This is a genomic window from Ehrlichia muris AS145, assembly GCF_000508225.1.
In the GTDB taxonomy this organism is placed as follows: Bacteria; Pseudomonadota; Alphaproteobacteria; order Rickettsiales; family Anaplasmataceae; genus Ehrlichia; species Ehrlichia muris.
In genome coordinates this window covers 429,834-449,322 of sequence record NC_023063.1, presented here as the reverse complement: position 1 = coordinate 449,322, position 19,489 = coordinate 429,834, and the positions used below count along the sequence as shown (strand labels likewise).

At 29.3% G+C, this 19,489-nt stretch carries 16 protein-coding genes, 3 tRNA genes and 1 other RNA gene; 13 read left to right on the top strand and 7 right to left on the bottom strand.

Annotated features, from left to right (window positions below; all coding sequences use genetic code 11):
- Positions 1-9: 9 nt before the first annotated feature.
- The 4 genes from MR76_RS01675 to truB are packed head-to-tail and all read right to left on the bottom strand — an operon-like array spanning position 10 to position 4,439.
- Positions 10-804 (bottom strand): methyltransferase domain-containing protein, encoded by a 795-nt coding sequence (locus MR76_RS01675; RefSeq protein WP_024071974.1) that lies wholly within the window; start codon positions 802-804, stop codon positions 10-12.
- Between the two features lie 24 nt (positions 805-828).
- Positions 829-3,219 (bottom strand): polyribonucleotide nucleotidyltransferase, encoded by a 2,391-nt coding sequence (gene pnp / locus MR76_RS01670; RefSeq protein WP_024071973.1) that lies wholly within the window; start codon positions 3,217-3,219, stop codon positions 829-831.
- Between the two features lie 29 nt (positions 3,220-3,248).
- A complete protein-coding gene (rpsO, locus tag MR76_RS01665; protein WP_024071972.1) occupies positions 3,249-3,530 on the bottom strand; it encodes a 30S ribosomal protein S15 in 282 nt (93 codons plus the stop codon).
- Positions 3,531-3,548: 18 nt separating this feature from the next.
- Positions 3,549-4,439, bottom strand: coding sequence for a tRNA pseudouridine(55) synthase TruB (gene truB / locus MR76_RS01660; protein WP_024071971.1), 891 nt, complete (start codon positions 4,437-4,439; stop codon positions 3,549-3,551).
- A gap of 648 nt (positions 4,440-5,087) precedes the next feature.
- Between truB and MR76_RS01655 the strand changes: the two genes are divergently transcribed.
- From MR76_RS01655 to MR76_RS01645, 3 genes are all read left to right on the top strand, one after another.
- A tRNA-Arg gene (locus MR76_RS01655) sits at positions 5,088-5,164 on the top strand.
- 240 nt (positions 5,165-5,404) lie between these two features.
- Positions 5,405-5,983, top strand: a complete 579-nt coding sequence (gene tsaB / locus MR76_RS01650; RefSeq protein ID WP_235111306.1) for a tRNA (adenosine(37)-N6)-threonylcarbamoyltransferase complex dimerization subunit type 1 TsaB — start codon at positions 5,405-5,407, stop codon at positions 5,981-5,983.
- A gap of 220 nt (positions 5,984-6,203) precedes the next feature.
- Positions 6,204-8,096, top strand: coding sequence for a SurA N-terminal domain-containing protein (locus MR76_RS01645; RefSeq protein WP_024071968.1), 1,893 nt, complete (start codon positions 6,204-6,206; stop codon positions 8,094-8,096).
- Between the two features lie 1,166 nt (positions 8,097-9,262).
- Here MR76_RS01645 and MR76_RS01640 read toward each other — a convergent pair.
- Positions 9,263-10,459 (bottom strand): pyridoxal phosphate-dependent aminotransferase, encoded by a 1,197-nt coding sequence (locus MR76_RS01640; protein WP_024071967.1) that lies wholly within the window; start codon positions 10,457-10,459, stop codon positions 9,263-9,265.
- Positions 10,460-10,895: 436 nt separating this feature from the next.
- Here MR76_RS01640 and MR76_RS01635 point away from each other — a divergent pair, with 436 nt between their 5' ends.
- Together MR76_RS01635 and trxB are read left to right on the top strand one after the other, a co-directional pair.
- Entirely contained in the window at positions 10,896-11,513 is a 618-nt protein-coding gene (locus MR76_RS01635; RefSeq protein ID WP_024071966.1) for a peroxiredoxin, read from the top strand.
- On the top strand, positions 11,514-12,470 hold the full coding sequence (gene trxB / locus MR76_RS01630) for a thioredoxin-disulfide reductase (RefSeq protein ID WP_024071965.1): 957 nt from the start codon (positions 11,514-11,516) through the stop codon (positions 12,468-12,470). It abuts the gene before it with no gap.
- Between the two features lie 70 nt (positions 12,471-12,540).
- Here the strand turns inward: trxB and MR76_RS05015 are convergent, their stop codons facing one another.
- On the bottom strand, positions 12,541-12,714 hold the full coding sequence (locus MR76_RS05015; RefSeq protein WP_024071964.1) for a hypothetical protein: 174 nt from the start codon (positions 12,712-12,714) through the stop codon (positions 12,541-12,543).
- A gap of 716 nt (positions 12,715-13,430) precedes the next feature.
- The gene (gene coaD, locus MR76_RS01625) at positions 13,431-13,919 is read right to left on the bottom strand and encodes a pantetheine-phosphate adenylyltransferase (protein WP_024071963.1); all 489 of its coding nucleotides are present in this window, start codon (positions 13,917-13,919) and stop codon (positions 13,431-13,433) included.
- A 176-nt stretch (positions 13,920-14,095) separates the two neighbouring features.
- Here coaD and MR76_RS01620 point away from each other — a divergent pair.
- The 8 genes from MR76_RS01620 to MR76_RS01590 all read left to right on the top strand — a co-directional run bounded on the left by MR76_RS01620 (position 14,096) and on the right by MR76_RS01590 (position 19,467).
- Positions 14,096-14,168: transfer RNA gene (locus tag MR76_RS01620), tRNA-Phe, on the top strand.
- A gap of 86 nt (positions 14,169-14,254) precedes the next feature.
- Positions 14,255-15,220, top strand: a complete 966-nt coding sequence (locus MR76_RS01615; protein WP_024071962.1) for a gamma-glutamyl-gamma-aminobutyrate hydrolase family protein — start codon at positions 14,255-14,257, stop codon at positions 15,218-15,220.
- A 510-nt stretch (positions 15,221-15,730) separates the two neighbouring features.
- Complete coding sequence (proS, locus tag MR76_RS01610; RefSeq protein WP_024071961.1) at positions 15,731-17,005, top strand: proline--tRNA ligase; 1,275 nt, start codon at positions 15,731-15,733, stop codon at positions 17,003-17,005.
- On the top strand, positions 17,002-17,373 hold the full coding sequence (locus MR76_RS01605) for a holo-[acyl-carrier-protein] synthase (RefSeq protein WP_024071960.1): 372 nt from the start codon (positions 17,002-17,004) through the stop codon (positions 17,371-17,373). The genes proS and MR76_RS01605 overlap by 4 nt, the downstream gene beginning before the upstream one ends.
- Before the next feature lie 325 nt (positions 17,374-17,698).
- A tRNA-Asn gene (locus MR76_RS01600) sits at positions 17,699-17,770 on the top strand.
- A gap of 101 nt (positions 17,771-17,871) precedes the next feature.
- Positions 17,872-18,205, top strand: a transfer-messenger RNA (tmRNA) gene (gene ssrA / locus MR76_RS04715).
- 22 nt (positions 18,206-18,227) lie between these two features.
- Positions 18,228-18,701 carry a ClpXP protease specificity-enhancing factor SspB gene (locus MR76_RS01595; protein ID WP_024071959.1) on the top strand — a complete coding sequence of 158 codons (474 nt, stop codon included), beginning with the start codon at positions 18,228-18,230 and terminating at the stop codon, positions 18,699-18,701.
- Positions 18,702-19,116: 415 nt separating this feature from the next.
- Entirely contained in the window at positions 19,117-19,467 is a 351-nt protein-coding gene (locus MR76_RS01590) for a DUF2793 domain-containing protein (RefSeq protein WP_024071958.1), read from the top strand.
- The last annotated feature ends 22 nt before the right edge of the window (positions 19,468-19,489 follow it).

The window sequence follows — 19,489 nt, the reverse complement described above, 5'->3', positions numbered from 1 at the left end:
ATATAGCTTCTACACTTTACTTGCCTTTAAAGTAATAATTTCAAAAGTAGCAGGAATACTAGTTTTATCTATTGAGAAGTATCGTTTATAATTTTCAAAAATTTTTGTAATAATAGTTCTAGTTAAAGGATACCTATTTCTAGCATATAATACATTACCTTCTCCCATATTTTTTAAATCCCTAAATAAAGTATATATATCATTATACTCTACCATAATAGTATTAACATCTACTACAATATCAGAATATCCAGTTTTTTTTAATAAAGAAACAATATCTTGAACATGAATAAAAGGCAATACTCTAGGTGCAACACCTAAACCCATCTCTGCCCTGATAATTGAATGTTTTAATTCATAAAGAGTTTTACTCCCAAACAACGCAGCAAGAAAAACACCTCTAGTTTTTATAATATTATATATACTTAATAATACCCTAAATAAATTATTGACATTATGTAATGATGCATTACTAATAACAATATCAAAGGTATTGTTACAAAATGGTAGTGCCTCCTCATCAGCTACTACCTTATATCCACTCTGCACATTGTATAACATACAATATGATAAATCACATTGAATTACTTGCTCTTTAGAAGATATCAGCTTTTTCCGTAATAGATTTTCAATAAAAGAATTAGTCCTAACACCGATATTTAAAGCTAATCCTGTAGTAACTGAAAACAAACTAACCTTATCTAATAAAATATCACTAATTTCAGAAAATATAAAGTTACTATCTTTAGTATAAAATAGCTTGTCTCTATAAAGCTTTACAAGGCTACGGTCAAAAATAAGCATGGACTTTTTTACGTAGCAACCTAATTAAAAAAACCTAGGTTTTCTGGGAATGTCATTACCATTCCTACTATTACTGAATGAGCGATTATTATTTTCAAACCCATTCGACGGTAAATCCTCTCTATAATAATTAGATCCATTACTATTACGACGTGATGACCTATTACCACCTCCTCCACCACGCTTTTTATCATGACTACCATACCTATTGCTGTTATAGCCTTCCTTGAAACTACTGCCAGTACTACTGCAACTACCTGAATCATCAGAAAAGCTACCCTTTCTTATATTATAAAGCTCACCATCTATAGGTTCTCCAGTCTCTTGATCTACCCTACGCATAGATAATTGAATATGTTCACGATCTATGCCAATTACAAGTACTTTTACTTTATCATTTAAAGAAACTACACTACCCACTGCACTAATATGTTCATTTTTTATTTCACTAATATGTACTAATCCTCTTTTACCACCCAAGAAATTTACAAAAGCTCCAAATTTCACAATTTCAACAACAGTACCATCAAAAACTTTACCTATCTCGGGTTCAGTTACAACATCCATGATCATATTTTTAGCATGTTCCACTGCCTCATTATTAACAGCATATATCATAACAGTGCCATCTTGTATTATTTCAATTTTTGCACCTGTTTTATCACAGATATCACGTATATTTTTTCCACCACTGCCTATCACATTACGAATCTTATCCTTATTTATAAAGATAGATTCTATTCTAGGAGCATGATTTTTTATGCGATCGCGAGATTCTTGTATTACCGCATTCATTTTACCTAAAATATGTATTCTACCATCTTTAGCTTGAAGCAATGCCTTTTCAATTACCTCAATGCTAATACCTGAAATTTTCATATCCATTTGTAAAGCAGTAATACCTTCAGCAGTACCAGCTACTTTAAAATCCATATCACCAAGATAATCTTCATCACCTAATATATCTGAAAGTATTATAAATTTATCACCTTCCTTAATAAGTCCCATTGCAATACCAGCAACAGGAGATTTAATTGGCACACCTGTATCCATTAAAGCCAAAGATGCTCCACAAACTGTAGCCATTGAAGAAGAACCATCTGATTCTGTAATCTCAGAAACTACTCTAATAGTATATGGAAAGTCTGATTTCTCAGGTAATACATAACGAATTGCTCTCCAAGCAAGTTTACCATGACCTATTTCTCTCCTGCCAGGAGCACGTAAAGCTGCAGACTCACCAACTGCATAAGGAGGGAAATTATAATGTAATAAGAAATTTTCTCTCCTATCGCCATCTAAATCATCAACTATTTGCTCATCTTGAGGTGTACCTAATGCAGTCACAACTAATGCTTGTGTATTTCCTCTAGTAAACAAAGCAGAACCATGTGCCTTAGGTAATACATCTATTTCAATTTCTATACCACGTATTTCATCAAATGAACGACCATCTATTCTAGAAGAAGTATCAACGATCTTGGACCTTACTAATGATCTTTCAAAGGTTTTCAACGCACTAATTATATCTTGACTATTACATGCTATATTATCAGCACTATATTTTTCTGTCACTTCAACCAAAACTTTATCTCTTAACTCTTCCAATTTTAATACTCTTTCTTTTTTAACAGTATTAGCATATGCTAAACTAAAATTTTCTTTATAAGATGATTCGATATAATTTACAATTGAACTAATATCATGTGGTATAAATTCGACAGGCATCTTACCACTGTCACTACTAAATTCCTTGATTAAATTAATAACTTCTTGACAATTCTGGTGCCCAAAAGCTATTGCCCCTAACATTTGAGACTCAGATAACTCGGATGCCTCAGACTCAACCATCAAAACAGAATCCTCATTACCTGATAAGAATAAATCTAAAGAACTACATGCCATTTCATCAGCAGATGCATTCAGTAAATACTTATCTTCTGATGGCAAATACCCAACTCTTGCACCAACTACTAAGCCATTAAAAGGAACACCAGATATAGACAAAGCTGCAGTTGCTCCAATTAATGCAGTAACTTCAGGCGGCGTAACTGTATCATATGAAAGTAAATTACATACTATACTAATTTCATCATAAAAGCCAGCAGGGAATAAAGGCCTGATACTCCTATCTATTAAACGAGAAATCAATGTCTCTCTATCAGATGGTTTACCCTCTCTCTTTAAAAAACCACCAGGAATTTTACCAACAGCATAACTCTTTGCAACAAATTGCACGGTTAATGGCAGAAAATCTACCGGCTCTTTAGTTTTACCTACTACCACTGTGGCTAACACTGTAGTACCAGCATAACTAACCATAACAGCACCACTAGCTTGCCTTGCTATCTTACCACTCTCTAAAATTAAGGTATTCCCTCCCCATTCTGCAGATCTTCTTATCAAATTAAACATATATCATTTCCTACTTTTTATAAATTAAATCAGTGAAAAATATCTCTGATACCTAATCGTTTTATTAATGCCAAATATTCACTATCTCCATATTTCTTTCTAACATACTGCAACACATTACGTCTTCTACACACTAATACCATTAAACCACGTCTACAATGGAAGTCTTTTTTGTGGATTTTAAGATGCTCGGTCAAATTACGTATTCTCTCTGACAAAATTGCACATTGCACAAAAGAAGAACCAGTATCATCTTTCTTAAGGCAGTATTCACTTATTAACTCAGATTTTCTTTTACTTGTAATTGACATAACTAAAACACCAAATCTTTAAACATTAAAAACACGTACTGGCCTTACGACATTATTAAATATATTACAAATTGCCACTGGCACATTATCCGTGCTAACATAACAGATATCACAATTACTAATGACGCACAAGTTATTTAACTCAATATTTTGACCATTTTTTATCTTTTTTATCTGAATATCAGAGAAAATACTATCAAGATGTTTTATATCTTGCAAAACATAACATAAAGGAAATAAATAACTACATTTCCTACCATCACTATGTAGCATCTTTAACATTTCTAAAGTAATGGCATTTTTTTCCCTAAAATAACCTACCCTAACTCTTTGTAATTTTATAACATATCCTAAACATCCTAATTGTATACCTAAATCCCTTGCTATAGAACGGACATATACACCTTTCTTACACAATAAATAAAAATCTGCCCTGTTATTTTCTTTGTCAACAGACAATAATTTTAACTCTAATACATAAACGTGCTTAGAAGCTAAACTTACATCTTGACCGCTTCTAGCTAATTTAAAAGCCCTAATTCCATTTACATGTACTGCTGAAAAATTAGGAGGAACTTGTTTCAACAATCCAACAAAATTTGGAATAGCTTCTTTTATATCTTCCAAATTAGGTATTATATTACTCTTCTCTATTATCTCTCCTTCTGCATCATCAGTCGTTCTCTGTTCACCCCACTGCACCGTAAACAAATAAGATTTTACAACATCAACAGCATAAGGCATAACTTTTGTAGCTTCACCAATAGCAATAGGCAAAACACCAGAAGCTAAAGGATCTAATGTACCTGCATGACCAGCTTTTTTGACATTCAAAATCTTCTTGACTAAATTAACTGCAGCAGTAGAACTTATACCACATGGTTTATTCAAATTTATCCAGCCATACATATCAATAACTATAAAAAACTCATATCACTAAATTAACTTAATAACTTTCCAACGCAATACAATTTATACAGTAACTGTACTAAAAATAAAAATATCTAAAATCACTTAATGAATAAATAATATCACAGAAAATCAATATATTAAACTTTACTCTTGCTAAAAAAGTTAACTATTATGTATTATATCAACACATTAATAATTACTTAGTGTAATAACCAAATCAAGTGTAATCTAAATTCATATAAATAACTATTAAATAATTACAGCTACTTAAAGTAAAATATTAAATTTTAATATAATGTTGATATTAAAAAAAATATCATTTATTGCAAAGGTATTTTAATAAAGAAATTTTTAAAATTCCATATATAATGACAAAAAAATTTTCTGATGAAAATTATAACTTTATCAAAAAGTACTTAATGATGCATGAACATTTGTTTGTATTAATTATAGCTAACAAAACAAATATCAGTAAGTTATATACTGATATTAATTTTTTACATTAACTAGATAAAACAGCAGCAATTTATAATATATACATGATCTGTACATCAATAAATTTAATTCATTATATCAATCATAATTTACATTATTATCAAAAATTTATTTACAGATCTTGAATTAAATTATATAGCTATACTAGTAGCACCCTTAGCTCAGCTGGATAGAGTTTTTGACTACGGATCAAAAGGTCGGGCGTTCGAATCGCTCAGGGTGCACCATTTTCTCTATCGCTTTCTACTGAAACCTGTGAGAAAATACCTTCAAATTTTATTATAATTATCTGTTAATAGGTTCCTCTAAAGTCTATACCAAAATAAAATCTTATTCATTTATATTTTATTATTATAAGTTTATATCACAGTAATTTTAACCTACAAAATTCCAAAACTCATACTACCCTTCACTTTAACTATATGCTATGATTAAGTAATTCGTAAAATACAAAAATTATGACTATCATGGCAATTAATACATCAGGTCCCATATGCTCTGTTGCTATAATTAATAACAATCAAACTATACACTATGAAGAAAGTATATCTGAGAATCAACACTCAGAATCTCTATTCAAATTAATTCATAAACTATTTGATAAATCCAATAATTCATACAGCACTATAACAAATCTTGGAGTAGTAGTAGGACCAGGAAGTTTCACAGGTATTAGAGCTGGGATAGCTGCAGCTCAAGGTATACACCTTGCATCAAAAATTACCTTACATGGTATAAGCACTCTAGAAATGCAAGCATATCTGATATCAAACTCAACAAAAACCAATGATGATGAGATATTTTCAATAATTGAAGTATCTAACAATAAATTTTATTCTCAAACTTTTAATCATAAATTCATTGCAACAAGTAAAATAAAACTACTAGATAAAAATTTTAATTATAATGATTATAAACATTACACACAATCCATAACATCAAGCAATTTTAATGCAAAAATAGCTGCTTTATTATTGTCTTACAAATTACAAAATAATTTACCTACATTGAATACTACACCTATATACTTTAATACAATAAACTAATTACACTACATGTTATATCAATAAAACACTGTCTAATATTAATAACTAAATTATATTAATTTACAAATATCATGACTAAAATAAATTACAAATTACTGATGTTTCACATAAATGTTTTTTTTCAATAACAGTATCCCACTAACGATTATAATGAAAACATTTGCATGAGATTTTTTGTCTGATATATTAAAAGCATTTGATATTTATATGTGTACACACAATGAAATTCAAAGCCTTTTTCGTAAAGCCATTGCTTATAGTTTTAGTATGCTCTTTAGTATTTATAGCATTTGGAGCATCCTTCCTTCCTGGTAGTTTTACTAACGAAAAATATATTGCAAAAATTGGACACGAAAAACTATCATTGCAAGATTACACAAACGCGTATCACGATGAATTAAGATATATACAGCATGTACTAAATCGTGCATTAACAGAGGAAGAAATTGCCCAATTCAATATTAAGCTTTCTACATTAAATAAGTTAATTGAAAACAAAGTCCTTACAAAATTTACTGATTCATTAAATCTTAAAGTAGGAGAAAAAAGCATATTAAATCATATTAAGAGCATAAAATTTTTTCAAGACGAAAATGGAAACTTTGATAAAACAAAGTTTAACACAGGGTTATCAAATGCAGGACTTACAGAAAGGTTATATATAAGCAAATTAGAAAAAGCATTCCCTATAACTATGCTGATGAATTGTTTATTTAGTGGTACGCAAAATACTTATATTCAATATCATCAAGAACTAATAAAACAAATTATACAAAATTTACATCAAGCACGTACTATAGATATTATAGAGATATCACCTACAATTAATAACATTTCTGTTCCAAATATTGATGAATTAAGAAAATTATATGAAGAAAAGCGAAAAGATAACAATTTCATGTTTCCAGAAAATAGGGTTATAGAATATGTAACAATTGACTATGAAAGCTTTATTAATCAAACAAATGTAACACAAGAGGAAATAGCTAATGAAATAAAAGTTCAAGAATTAGATGAACAAAGAGATATATTCAACTTAGTATTCAGTACTAAAGATGAAGCTGAGGTTGCTTTGAAAGAACTCAATGCAGGTACAGATTTCAATAGTGTAGTTACAAATATTGCACACACCACACTAGATGATATAACATTACACAACATTGTAAAAAATACACTTCCTAATGATATAAGAAATCAAGTATTTTCTTTAAAAGAAGGAGAAATAAGCCCTATATTACACAGTATGTTTGGATGGCATATTATAAAGATACAAAATATTCACAAAATATCTACTAAAGACTTAGAAGAATTAAGTAAAAAAATTGAACAAAATCTTAAAAAGAAAAAAGCTACTGATCTATTATATACAGAAATTCAAACTATAAATGATAAGATTAACAGTGGTACATCTATTAAGGAGATAGCAGAATTATATAATTTATCTATAAAGACAGTAGTTGCTGACATCTCAGGCAAAGATCCATCTGATCATAAAGTAAAAATGTCAGAGACAAACTATGATGCCATCACTTTAGCCGCATTTTCAGCACAATTAAATAAACCTTCTAACTTTATCGACAATGATGATTATTTCTTTAGTGTAAATGTTACTAAAATAGAACCTTCTCGAGAAAAAACTTTTGATGAAAGTAAAGAACAATTAGTATATGAATGGCAGCGTAATTTAAAAGCTCAAAAATTATCTAAGTTAACACAAGAAGTTGTTATAAAACTTAAATCAGGTATAGAGATACATAATATTGACGGAGTATCATTAAGTCCTAATCAAATAGTTTACAGAAATAGTGTTGCAGCAGTAGACAATCCTGGTCAAAATTACCCTAGTGATTTTATAAATGAAATTTTTCATCTGAAAAAAGGAGAAATCAGTAAGAGTTATCAACATGACACAAGTCCTTCAGAACAAAAAATGTTAATAGCAGTGTTAAAAGACATAAAAGACACTGATCAAGTGAGTAATATAGATCTCAAGAATATTCAGGCAAAAATTGCAAATGACAATTTAGAATCACTAAAAAACCAGCTAATAACACATTTAATAAAAAAATACTCTGTGAAAGTCAATCAAGGCTTAATTGATAATGTACGATAATCTTAACGGTATTTTTCATAATGAATTGTGTTGAGTATTTTGCTAATGAAAAAAACTTATACAAAAGCATGCAGGTTATTAAACATTCCATTTTAGTAAAGTACTTATAAAAGATGTTTATATGGTTCTTGTCTTTAAATCTACTAAACAAAGCATTTACTATTAAACAAACTTATATATACAACATGTAGGCTATAAACATTCCATTTTAGTAAAGTACTTATAAAAAATGTATATGATTCTTGTCTTTAAATCTACGCCATATTCCTTAAACAAAGCATTTACTATTAAACAAACTTATATATACAACATGTAGGCTATAAACATTCCATTTTAGTAAAGTACTTATAAAAAATGTATATGATTCTTGTCTTTAAATCTATGCCATATTCCTTAAATAAGCATTTACTATTAAACAAACTTATATATACAACATGTAGGCTATAAACATTCCATTTTAGTAAAGTACTTATAAAAGATGTTTATATGGTTCTTGTCTTTAAACCTACGCCATATTCCTTAAACAAAGCATTTACTATTAAACAAACTTATATATACAACATGTAGGCTATAAACATTCCATTTTAGTAAAGTTACTTATAAAAAATGTATATGATTCTTGTCTTTAAACTTACACCATATTCCTTAAACAAAGCATTTACTATTAAACAAACTTATATATACAACATGTAGGCTATAAACATTCCATTTTAGTAAAGTTACTTATAAAAAATGTATATGATTCTTGTCTTTAAACTTACACCATATTCCTTAAATAAGCATTTGCCAATTAAAAAATTTTTATATAAAAACATGTAAGACTATTGAACATCTATCTGAGAAATATTGTTAAATTTACCATTAACACTTGCATTCTTTATAAAAAACTATACTAGATATTTTTGTCAAACTAACAAAAACAAACAACATTACTCAAGTTCATACAAGGTACATGTAAAATATATTCTTATATAAAATCAATTAAAACACCTTTAAATCATGTTTGGACAGATACTAAATCTTAAAACTTTATTTTACAACAATCACTCTTAGTTCAAAGCTACATATTATTTGATATAGTTTACTAAAACACAGTATTCTCTTAATAACATTTTTACCATAACATCTAGGATTTTAATGCATATCTTCCATAGCCTGATACATTATTATAACAACTTATTACAGGCATCTAAAATACGATCACATGCTTTAGATAAGTTTTCATTAGAAGCGGCATAGGATATTCTAAAAAATCCTTGTGCTCCAAACGCTTCACCTGGTACTACAGCAACATTATAATCTTCTAATAAGTATCTAGTAAAATCCATAGCACTATTTATAATTAAACCATTCCTTGTACTTTTACCTATTAATTTTTTGCAGGAAATGAACACATAAAACGCACCTTGAGGGTTTCTTACAGACAATAATGGAGTATTATTTACCATATCTATCATCATATTACGACGTGCTGCAAATATTTTATTTCTTTCATTTAAAAACTCTTGATCCCCAGTTAAAGCCTGTATTGATGCAATCTGTGCAATACTATTAGGATTAGTTGTACTTTGCGATTGTATAACAGAAATTGCATTAATAACTTTTGAATCCCCAGCTACATACCCTATTCTCCATCCAGTCATGGCATAGGACTTAGAGACCCCATTGATTGTAAAGACTCTATTGTACAAGCGCGGTTCTACTTGAGCAATGGTAAAAAATTCAAGACCATCATATATTACCTTTGAATATATATCATCAGTCATCACATAAATATTTGGATATCTTAATAAAACTTCAGCAATCCCTTTCAATTCTTCATACGTATACATTAATCCTGTAGGATTATTTGGAGAATTCACAATTAACCATTTAGTTTTTTCAGTAATCACAGACTCCAATAAATCAGGAGTTAATTTAAATGCTTCACCACAATCAACAATGATAGGATTTCCACCAGAAATTTTTACCACATCTGGATAAGATACCCAATATGGAGCTGGTATTATCACTTCATCTCCACTATTTATAGTGACCATAAATAAATTATAAATACACTGCTTTGCACCATTTCCAACAGAAATTTGATTGACATCGTAAGTTAAATTATGATCCTGTTTAAAACGATTAACAATTGCTTTTTTGAGTTCGATGACCCCATCAACTGCTGTATATTTAGTCTTACCAGCATTAATTGCATCAATAGCTGCTTGCTTAATATGTTGTGGGGTATCAAAATCAGGTTCACCAGCACCTAAAGAAATGACGTCTACTCCTGACATTTTCAATTTTTGAGCTTGATTTGCAATTTCAAGTGTTGGAGAAGGTTTAATACATCCCATCCTTTCAGCTATAAATGACATAATTACCCTAATATTCTATATATAAACAAATGTATTTTAGTATACTTCAATTAATATTCAACATTACTGTTATTCATATCATGATTGCACAAATGCATTAATACATCAACTTATTTAAATCTCTAGAAAAATCAAATAAAGACATTAACATGTGAAAACAGCAGGTACTATCTTAGTAATTTTAATATATGGCAACAAAATTAAAAATAACTCCAACATTATAAATGCAATATAAAAAACTTTTTTATTACAACATTTTTATCAAAATAAACATTAAATCAACAATATAAGAATCTTACAGTTAGATTTTAAATGAAAAAATATAAAGCTTCACATTATATAATGTATTTTATTCTTAAATTATAATTGCAAAACCATTAAATTGTAGTATTAAGTGCTATAATGATCGTTGCTATATAATTAACTAGGTAATTTTATGAATCTCATAACAAAACAAGCCATTGACTTTACAGCAAAAGCCGTTATGCCAGATGACAAAATATGTGAATTTAATTTAAAAGAATATGTTAGTGGTAAATGTGCTATTTTAATCTTTTACCCAAGAGATTTTACATTTGTATGCCCTACAGAAATTATATCTTTGCACAACAGGATACCTCAATTTATGGAAAAAAACACTGAAATTATTGGTATCAGCACAGATTCAGAATTCTGTCATAGTCACTGGCGTAATATTAGTGTAAACAAAGGTGGAATTGATAAGATTAGCTTCCCGTTGATTGCAGATGATTCGCATTTCATCTCCAGTAACTATGGAGTATTACACAATAATAGTATTGCATTAAGAGCAACTTTTATCATTGACGATAACTTTATAGTACGTCATCAATCAATAAATGATCTCCCCATAGGTAGAAATGTAGACGAACTTTTAAGAATAATAGATGCAATAAAACATCACCAAATTCATGGAGAAGTGTGCCCAGCTGGATGGATACAAGGAGATCCAGCAATGGAAGCATCACAACATGGTATTGAAGATTACTTAAAGTCACATATAGATAATCTTGAAAAAAGCACTATGGATAAATAAATGACACAAACATACAATACAAAAGTCTTAATCATAGGCTCTGGAGCAGCAGGATGTACTGCTGCTATATATGCTGCTCGTGCAAATTTAAAACCTATATTAATAACTGGGATGTGTCCAGGAGGACAACTTACAATCACTACAGATGTTGAAAATTTTCCAGGTTTTGCCGATGCAATACAAGGACCAGATTTAATGGAACAAATGAAACAACAAGCCCTTAACTCTGGAGCTCAGGTTATATCTGACGAAATAAAAGAGATATGTTCAGATGTATATCCTTTTAAATGTATAGGAATATTTGGTGATCAATACATCACAAATAGTATTATAATTGCAACAGGAGCTCAGGCAAAATGGCTTAATATAAAAAGCGAAGAAATTTTTAAAGGTAGAGGTGTATCTGCATGTGCTACATGTGATGGAACATTTTTTACTGGTAGTGATGTTGCCGTAATAGGAGGAGGTAATACAGCTGTAGAAGAGGCATTATATCTAACAAGGCATGCAACAAAGGTGTTTTTGATTCATAGAAGAGACAAGCTACGAGCTGAACCTATAATGCAAGAAAGATTATTCAGCAATAATAAAATACATGTTATATGGGATAATATTGTAGAAGAAATATTAGGAAATAAAGAAAGTGGTAACGTAGAAGCTATAAGATTAAAATCTGTAAAAACTGGAGATATCACTACTATTTCTGTAAAAGGAGTATTTGTTGCTATAGGACATACTCCAAACACACAAGTACTTAAAAATAAAGATAACAGCAATATAGTAGATTTAGATAACGATGGATACATTATTACCAAACCTGGTAGTACAGTAACCAGTTATCCTGGTATTTTTGCTGCAGGTGATGTACAAGACAAAATATATAAACAAGCTGTCGTTGCAGCAAGCTCCGGATGTATGGCTGCACTAGAAGCTATTAAATTTTTATCAGAACAATAGAAATTCATTATGTTTTCAATAAAAGATAACAAACCATAATATATCATACTAAACTTGGCAGACACAGTAACTAGTTATCCTGTGGTATTTTTGCTGCAGGTGATGTACAAGACAAAATATATAAACAAGCTGTCGTTGCAGCAAGCTCCGGATGTATGGCTGCACTAGAAGCTATTAAATTTTTATCAGAACAATAGAAATTCATTATGTTTTCAATAAAAGATAACAAACCATAATATATCATACTAAACTTGGCAGACACAGTAACTAGTTATCCTGTGGTATTTCTACTGCAGATTATGTACAAGGTTAAAACATATAAATAAGATGTCGTTGCAGCAAGCCCCGGATGTATGGCTGTACTGAATTTTATCAGAACGACAAATTTATTATATTATTAATATAATAACTAGTACAACCCTTCACAAAATATTAGAATTTGTAAAATTAAGCATTCTTTACATAAACTTTATTATATCATTATTATATTCGTATATACATTTCATAGATAATATCAATTTTAGAATTTGCTGCTGTTACTTCTCCTTAAATCTTACTCTTTATACATAATTTACATAACACCACTAAATGTTGCGTAATCTAATTTTTGATACAGTTGTATACATGATTACATAAAAATCTAGATCTTATACAGAGTATGATCATTAACATTTTAGAGATATCATCTATTAATATATTATACTACCAACATTCTAGTATTATATACGTCCAAGTTATACCTTCTTTTCTTTGTTTCCATATTGTATATACCTTAGAATTATTGATTATGTATTTTGATACATCCCACTCATATACACAATTATTTGTCACAAATATCAACATATGAAAATATAACTTAATTTTTCTACACTTTTATAGAAAATCATAGCAAGCTGTTTCGCTTACCAATATAGCATAGCCAGTCAAAAAGCAAGATTATAATTAAAGGTTAACAACTATTTAATTAGCATTTTGATAGAAATCTTTTAAACATTTCTGTACATTTGTAGGTACAAAAGCACTAATATCACCGTTTAAACGTGCTATCTCTTTTACAAAACTTGAAGAAATAAATTGAGTATCTTCTGAAGCTGGTAAAAATATAGTTTCAATTTGAGAAGTAAGCTTATAATTCACCCAACTCATTTGAAATTCATAATCAAAATCAGATATAGCTCGCAATCCTCTGATAATAATAGATGCATTGTTTCTCTGAGCAAAATATACTAATAATCCATCAAAAATCACAGTATCCACTGTCATATTCAGTAATTTTATCTCATGCTGTATCAATTCTGCACGAATTTCAGCAGAAAAAATAGTCTTTTTTATGCAATTCCTAGCAACCCCTATAATTAACTTATCAACTAAGTTACAAGCTCGCTTGATAATATCAATATGACCAAAAGTAATGGGATCAAAAGTACCAGGATATATACCTACCTTCACAGAAAATCACTATTAAAATAAAAATATATTCTATCACAATGTACTATTAATTTAAGCTTATATTTTCACTTGAATGGATGATACTTATAATATATAATCCATAGACTTATATTAAATTACAGGCTTGTATTAGCATATTGTTAGATGTCATCTCTGTAGTACAATAATATAGTGCTGGCTTGATAGCTCAGTCGGTAGAGCAAAGGACTGAAAATCCTTGTGTCGTTGGTTCAATTCCAACTCAAGCCACTTTTCCTTATGTTTCAGGGTTTACTTAAGTCTTTATGGTATATTTATCATATAGTAGGCATAGTTAATAGTTTTACGGAGACTAAATGCGTTATTTTATATTAATATTATCCTTTCTATTGTCAATATCAGCATTTGCATTAGAAACAGCACAAAATAAAATGGTTGTTGGTTTTGTACGCACAGCAAAAGAAACTTACCCTGAAGAATGGACGTTTTCAAACAACATTGCGGAAATGCTAGAAAAACTAGGGGCAGAAGTTGTACTACTTGACTACAATGCAATATTAGATTTTAAAAAAATAAAAAATGAGTCTTTAGAAGAGTCTAAAAACGATATTTCCCTTTTAGAAGAAATAGAAGCTAACAAAATCCAGGATGCAGTTCACAATTTCATTAAACAACATAAAATTAATAGAATATTTATTCCTGGAAATTACTATAACGTAGACACTGAACCTTATTCGCCAACTCCAAACAGACAACTTGTAACTAATGCAATTGTAAAAATTGTAGAAAGTAACCCAAATATCCACTTAATAGGAGTATGTGGAGGACTACAAGGTATAATGCATGCAGTTGGAATAGAGGTTATCAGAGTGAAAAAGATAATTGCATCTAAAGAGGCTATAGCTGCACACTCTATTTCAATGCCAGATCCACATAGAAAAGATGTAGGACTCCACAGATTACGAGTTGTACCTGGAAGTAGATTATCAAGTATCATTTCTAAATATACCAAGCCAGACGATAATGGATGGATTTCAATATATTTTCCAGATGCACATGGAGGAGTAGTAAACAACAGTCAAGAAAATATACAAAAAATAGAATCTCTTGGATACAAGATAGTAGGGTTTTCTGATGATGGCATCATTGAAGCAATTGAAGATAAACATGGAAACATTTTATTTCAAGATCATCCAGAAGCCTTAGCAATTAATGCAATAAAAGGATCTGAGCAAGACATTAAGGATGATAATGATACAAGAAGACGCCAAGCAACTTTGTCAGCAATTGCTATTATTAATGATTTCCTTTACAGAAACTAAATTTGAATTACAGGTATTATATTTATCATTGCGTGATTTATGTTAATACTTAATGCTTTTTATTACAGTAGAGATAAGCATAGTAAACAGCTCACCATTTTTTAAGTAGAGTGATACTACCTTCTTACAACAACAATATAGCATTTTTTAACATTACTTGAAAAAATCACTTAATCATGAGTTAAGATATGCTCTATCTTAGATCAATTAATTAAATACTATAATTCTATTATGTTATCTTTTAACAAAAATAATATATTTAATACTACTATCTTAATACAAGCAGTACTCTTCAACAAATATACAATTTTTTTCTATGAAATCTTATAATCTTCTTATGCTATTTTCAGTACAACAAATAATAGAATCTTCAGTACTAAGTTACTACTTTCCAAAATAAAGAAACATAAAAAATTATTTTACGTAACAATGCTCATCACAATTGACTATTGAACATATATATGATACGTGCTATTCTTGCTTCAATCTTATGTTAATCAATACTTATTAATGCGTTTATCAAATTATTATGCACCTACATTAAAAGAAACATCAGCTGATGTTTCAGTGATATCACATAAGTATTTAATACGCGCAGGGCTTATTAGGCAAATTGCTTCTGGTATATACACTTGGCTCCCATTAGGTTTAAAGATACTAAAAAACATTGAAAATATTATCAGAGAAGAAATGAATAAGTCAGGAGCTCTAGAAGTATTAATGCCATTAATACAACCAGCAAGTCTATGGAAAGAGTCAGGGAGATACGATGACTATGGGTCTGAAATGTTACGCATTACAGATAGAAATCAACGCGAAATGCTTTTTGGGCCAACTCATGAGGAAGTGATTACTGATGTCTTAAGAACAACACCGATAAATCATAAAAATCTACCACTAGTTTTATATCAAATACAATGGAAATTTCGCGATGAACTACGTCCAAGATATGGGATAATGAGATGTAGAGAATTTTTAATGAAAGATGCATATAGTTTTGATAAAGATTTTAATGGTGCTATTTCATCCTATAACTTAATGTTTAAGGTTTATATACAAATTTTTAAAAAGCTAGGTTTAACCCCAATAGCAGTTAAAGCAGACCCGGGTCCTGTAGGAGGAACCTTAAGTCATGAATTTCATGTATTAGCAAATTCCGGAGAAAGTACTTTATACTATGACCAAGATATTATTGATTTAATGAATAGCGATAGTATTGATATTGAAAAAATAAAAAACACTTATACTGTAGCAGATGATACGATTGATCCTAAAACTTGTCCTATACCACCAGATAAAATAAAAACAAGCAAAGGAATAGAGATAGGCCATATTTTTTATCTAGGAGATAAATATTCAAAACCAATGAATGCCAATTTTTGTGACAACAACAATAACAAACCTTTACAAATGGGATGTTATGGCATAGGAATATCAAGGTTAGTAGCAGCAATAATTGAAGTATCTCATGATAATAGAGGTATTATTTGGCCAGAACAAATAGCTCCATTTAAGTTTTCCTTAGTAAATTTATATTCATCAAATGATAAATGTAGAAAAGTTTCTGAAAACTTACATATACAACTACATGATGATATTTTATACGATGATACAGACGATAGCCCTGGTATTAAGTTAGCAAGGACAGATCTATTAGGTATGCCATGGCAAATTATAGTTGGAAAATCAACAGCAGAACAAGATCTTATTGAAGTAAGAAATAGGTCAACAAAAGATACATTTTTAATTTCTATTGAACAATTTTTAAAACAATTTAAGAAATGATACTAGGTATTGGTACAGATATTGTTTATATCCCACGTATATCGAATTTATATAAAAAATTCGGTATTAAGTTTCTTAAGCGGGTATTCAATGAAAAAGAAATAGAAGATAGTAAGAAATATACAAACTTCGATGCACAAGTAAGACATTTTGCAAAACGTTTCGCAGCAAAAGAAGCTTATGTGAAAGCATTAGGAACAGGTTTTGGCAAATCTATAAAAATGTCAGATATTATAATATCTAATAACTTATATGGAAAACCACAAATTACTATAAATAATAATAGCACAAAACATAAAATTGAATTATCAATTAGTGATGAAAAGGACTATGCTATCGCCTTTATAGTTCTATATATAGAGTTATAATCATACTATATATACAAAAATACTATAGAACATAGGTAGTTTGTGTAACAAATTAAATATCTGCGAGCATAATCTTAAAAATTATATTCCTTATATTAAATCTTACATAATCTTAATATTACAATAACTCTCCTTATTACATGATTAGAAATTAACAAAAAACACTACAAATTCATGCTTATCACCAGAACTACCTTACATCTCATAGCATTTATTATGTATTAAAAACTTACTACTTAACATAATTCCACTTTTAAGTACTACAATTATTATCAAATTTTTGTTGCATGTAAGGAATACAATATGTATATTGTATATGTTTTTTTCCTCGGTAGCTCAGTGGTAGAGCACTTGGCTGTTAACCAATTGGTCGCTGGTTCGAATCCGGCCCGGGGAGCGTGTTATTTGTTTTGATATTCTTCACAAAGCTTGTGATAACTCTAGTTATCGTTAATATTCATTATATTTTATTACTATTTTAAAAAGATACTATGTAAATCTGTTGACTTATATAAAATGTAGTATTATAATATATACCGTGCTTTAGCACTATGGCAATAAAGACATCTTAAAATAGATGTATTGGACCCGAGGGCAGTGCTCGGCATCTCCACTTTTAGCCTATGGGGGTGAAACAGGATCGACATGCATAATAAAGGGGATAGTTTTTGCTCGGTGAGACAGCAACCGTTTAAGTGCTCAAAATTTATAAGTGCAAACGATAATTTCGTTTTTGCTAATGATAATAATAGCAACGCTAACTTAGTGGCTGCTTAGTTTTATTATTAGCGCGGTTTTTTAAGGGTTTTCCGGGCAACAGAAAAACCCTTGTTTATATGATCAGAAACTTATTTATGAGTAATGTAATAGAATATCAAAAACTTATGCATAATGCTATCTGTAGCGTTATCAAGGATGCCTTAACTATTGTAGCACAGTCACAACATTCTTATAACATACACATTGCTATATCATTTCTAACACATTACAAAGGAGTAATACTACCTGATCATGTAAAAAACAATTACCCACAAGAAATTACTATAATACTACAACATCAATTTAGAAATTTACAAGTATTTAACAACAGTGCTAGTGTAGTGTTGAGTTTTCAAGGTAAAGAAGAAACAGTTATTATCCCATATCATTCTATTATTAAATATATAGATGTCCACCAAGGTTTTGTTCTTGATCTTGAGCAATACACTAGTAATAATATAGAAGAACTAGAAGATTGCAGTAATGATATTAATCATACTAATGAAGAGAGTGATAAAAAAGGCAATCAGGATAATATTATCTTTATCGATACATTTTTAAAAAAATAAAATTTTTATGCTTTACTACAATAAGTTTATCAGTGTATCATCTTACTACTGAAGTACAGTTTATCTTACCATATGCTTCCTTTATATCATTACGTTTTTGTATTACTAGAAGTTTACTATACATGTGTATTTAATATTACAAATACAAATTTCTATACACATTGTACTTGAAATTTACTAAATATAACATATTAACATGCTTTTTTTCAGGAAATAACAAATACATACTGACAACATATGTCTTTAAAATCTTATTTACTATGCATACTAATCCACAATTAAGAAATCACTTTTTGAATTACAGAATATGTTAATAAATACAATATTATAAACTATTAAGTAGCATTTTCATCTTATTGAATCCATCAAGTGTAATTTAACCAATATCAGCCATTATTTTAAAGGAGACAAATATATGGTAACACAATCCATCAATCTTAAATTCGATTTAGTCATACATAATCAAGCACACAAGGAAATCACTGTAAATGAAGCTTTGATAAAAATAGATATGCTTATGAACAATTGTATTTTAGAATTACAATGTAATACTCCGATAAAAGAAACATCTTCTGGAGATATGTACATCATTGGACCTGTACCAACAATTCAAGAATGGAAAAACAAACAAAATTATGTAACGTATTACTATATTAATCAATGGTACTTCATACAGCCAAATACAGGTTTAACCTTATGGGTAAAAAGTAAAAATCAGCTTTACACATATAGCAATGGACAATGGATATCTAGTTATAGCATATAAAAAACATGTATGCTTATACAGA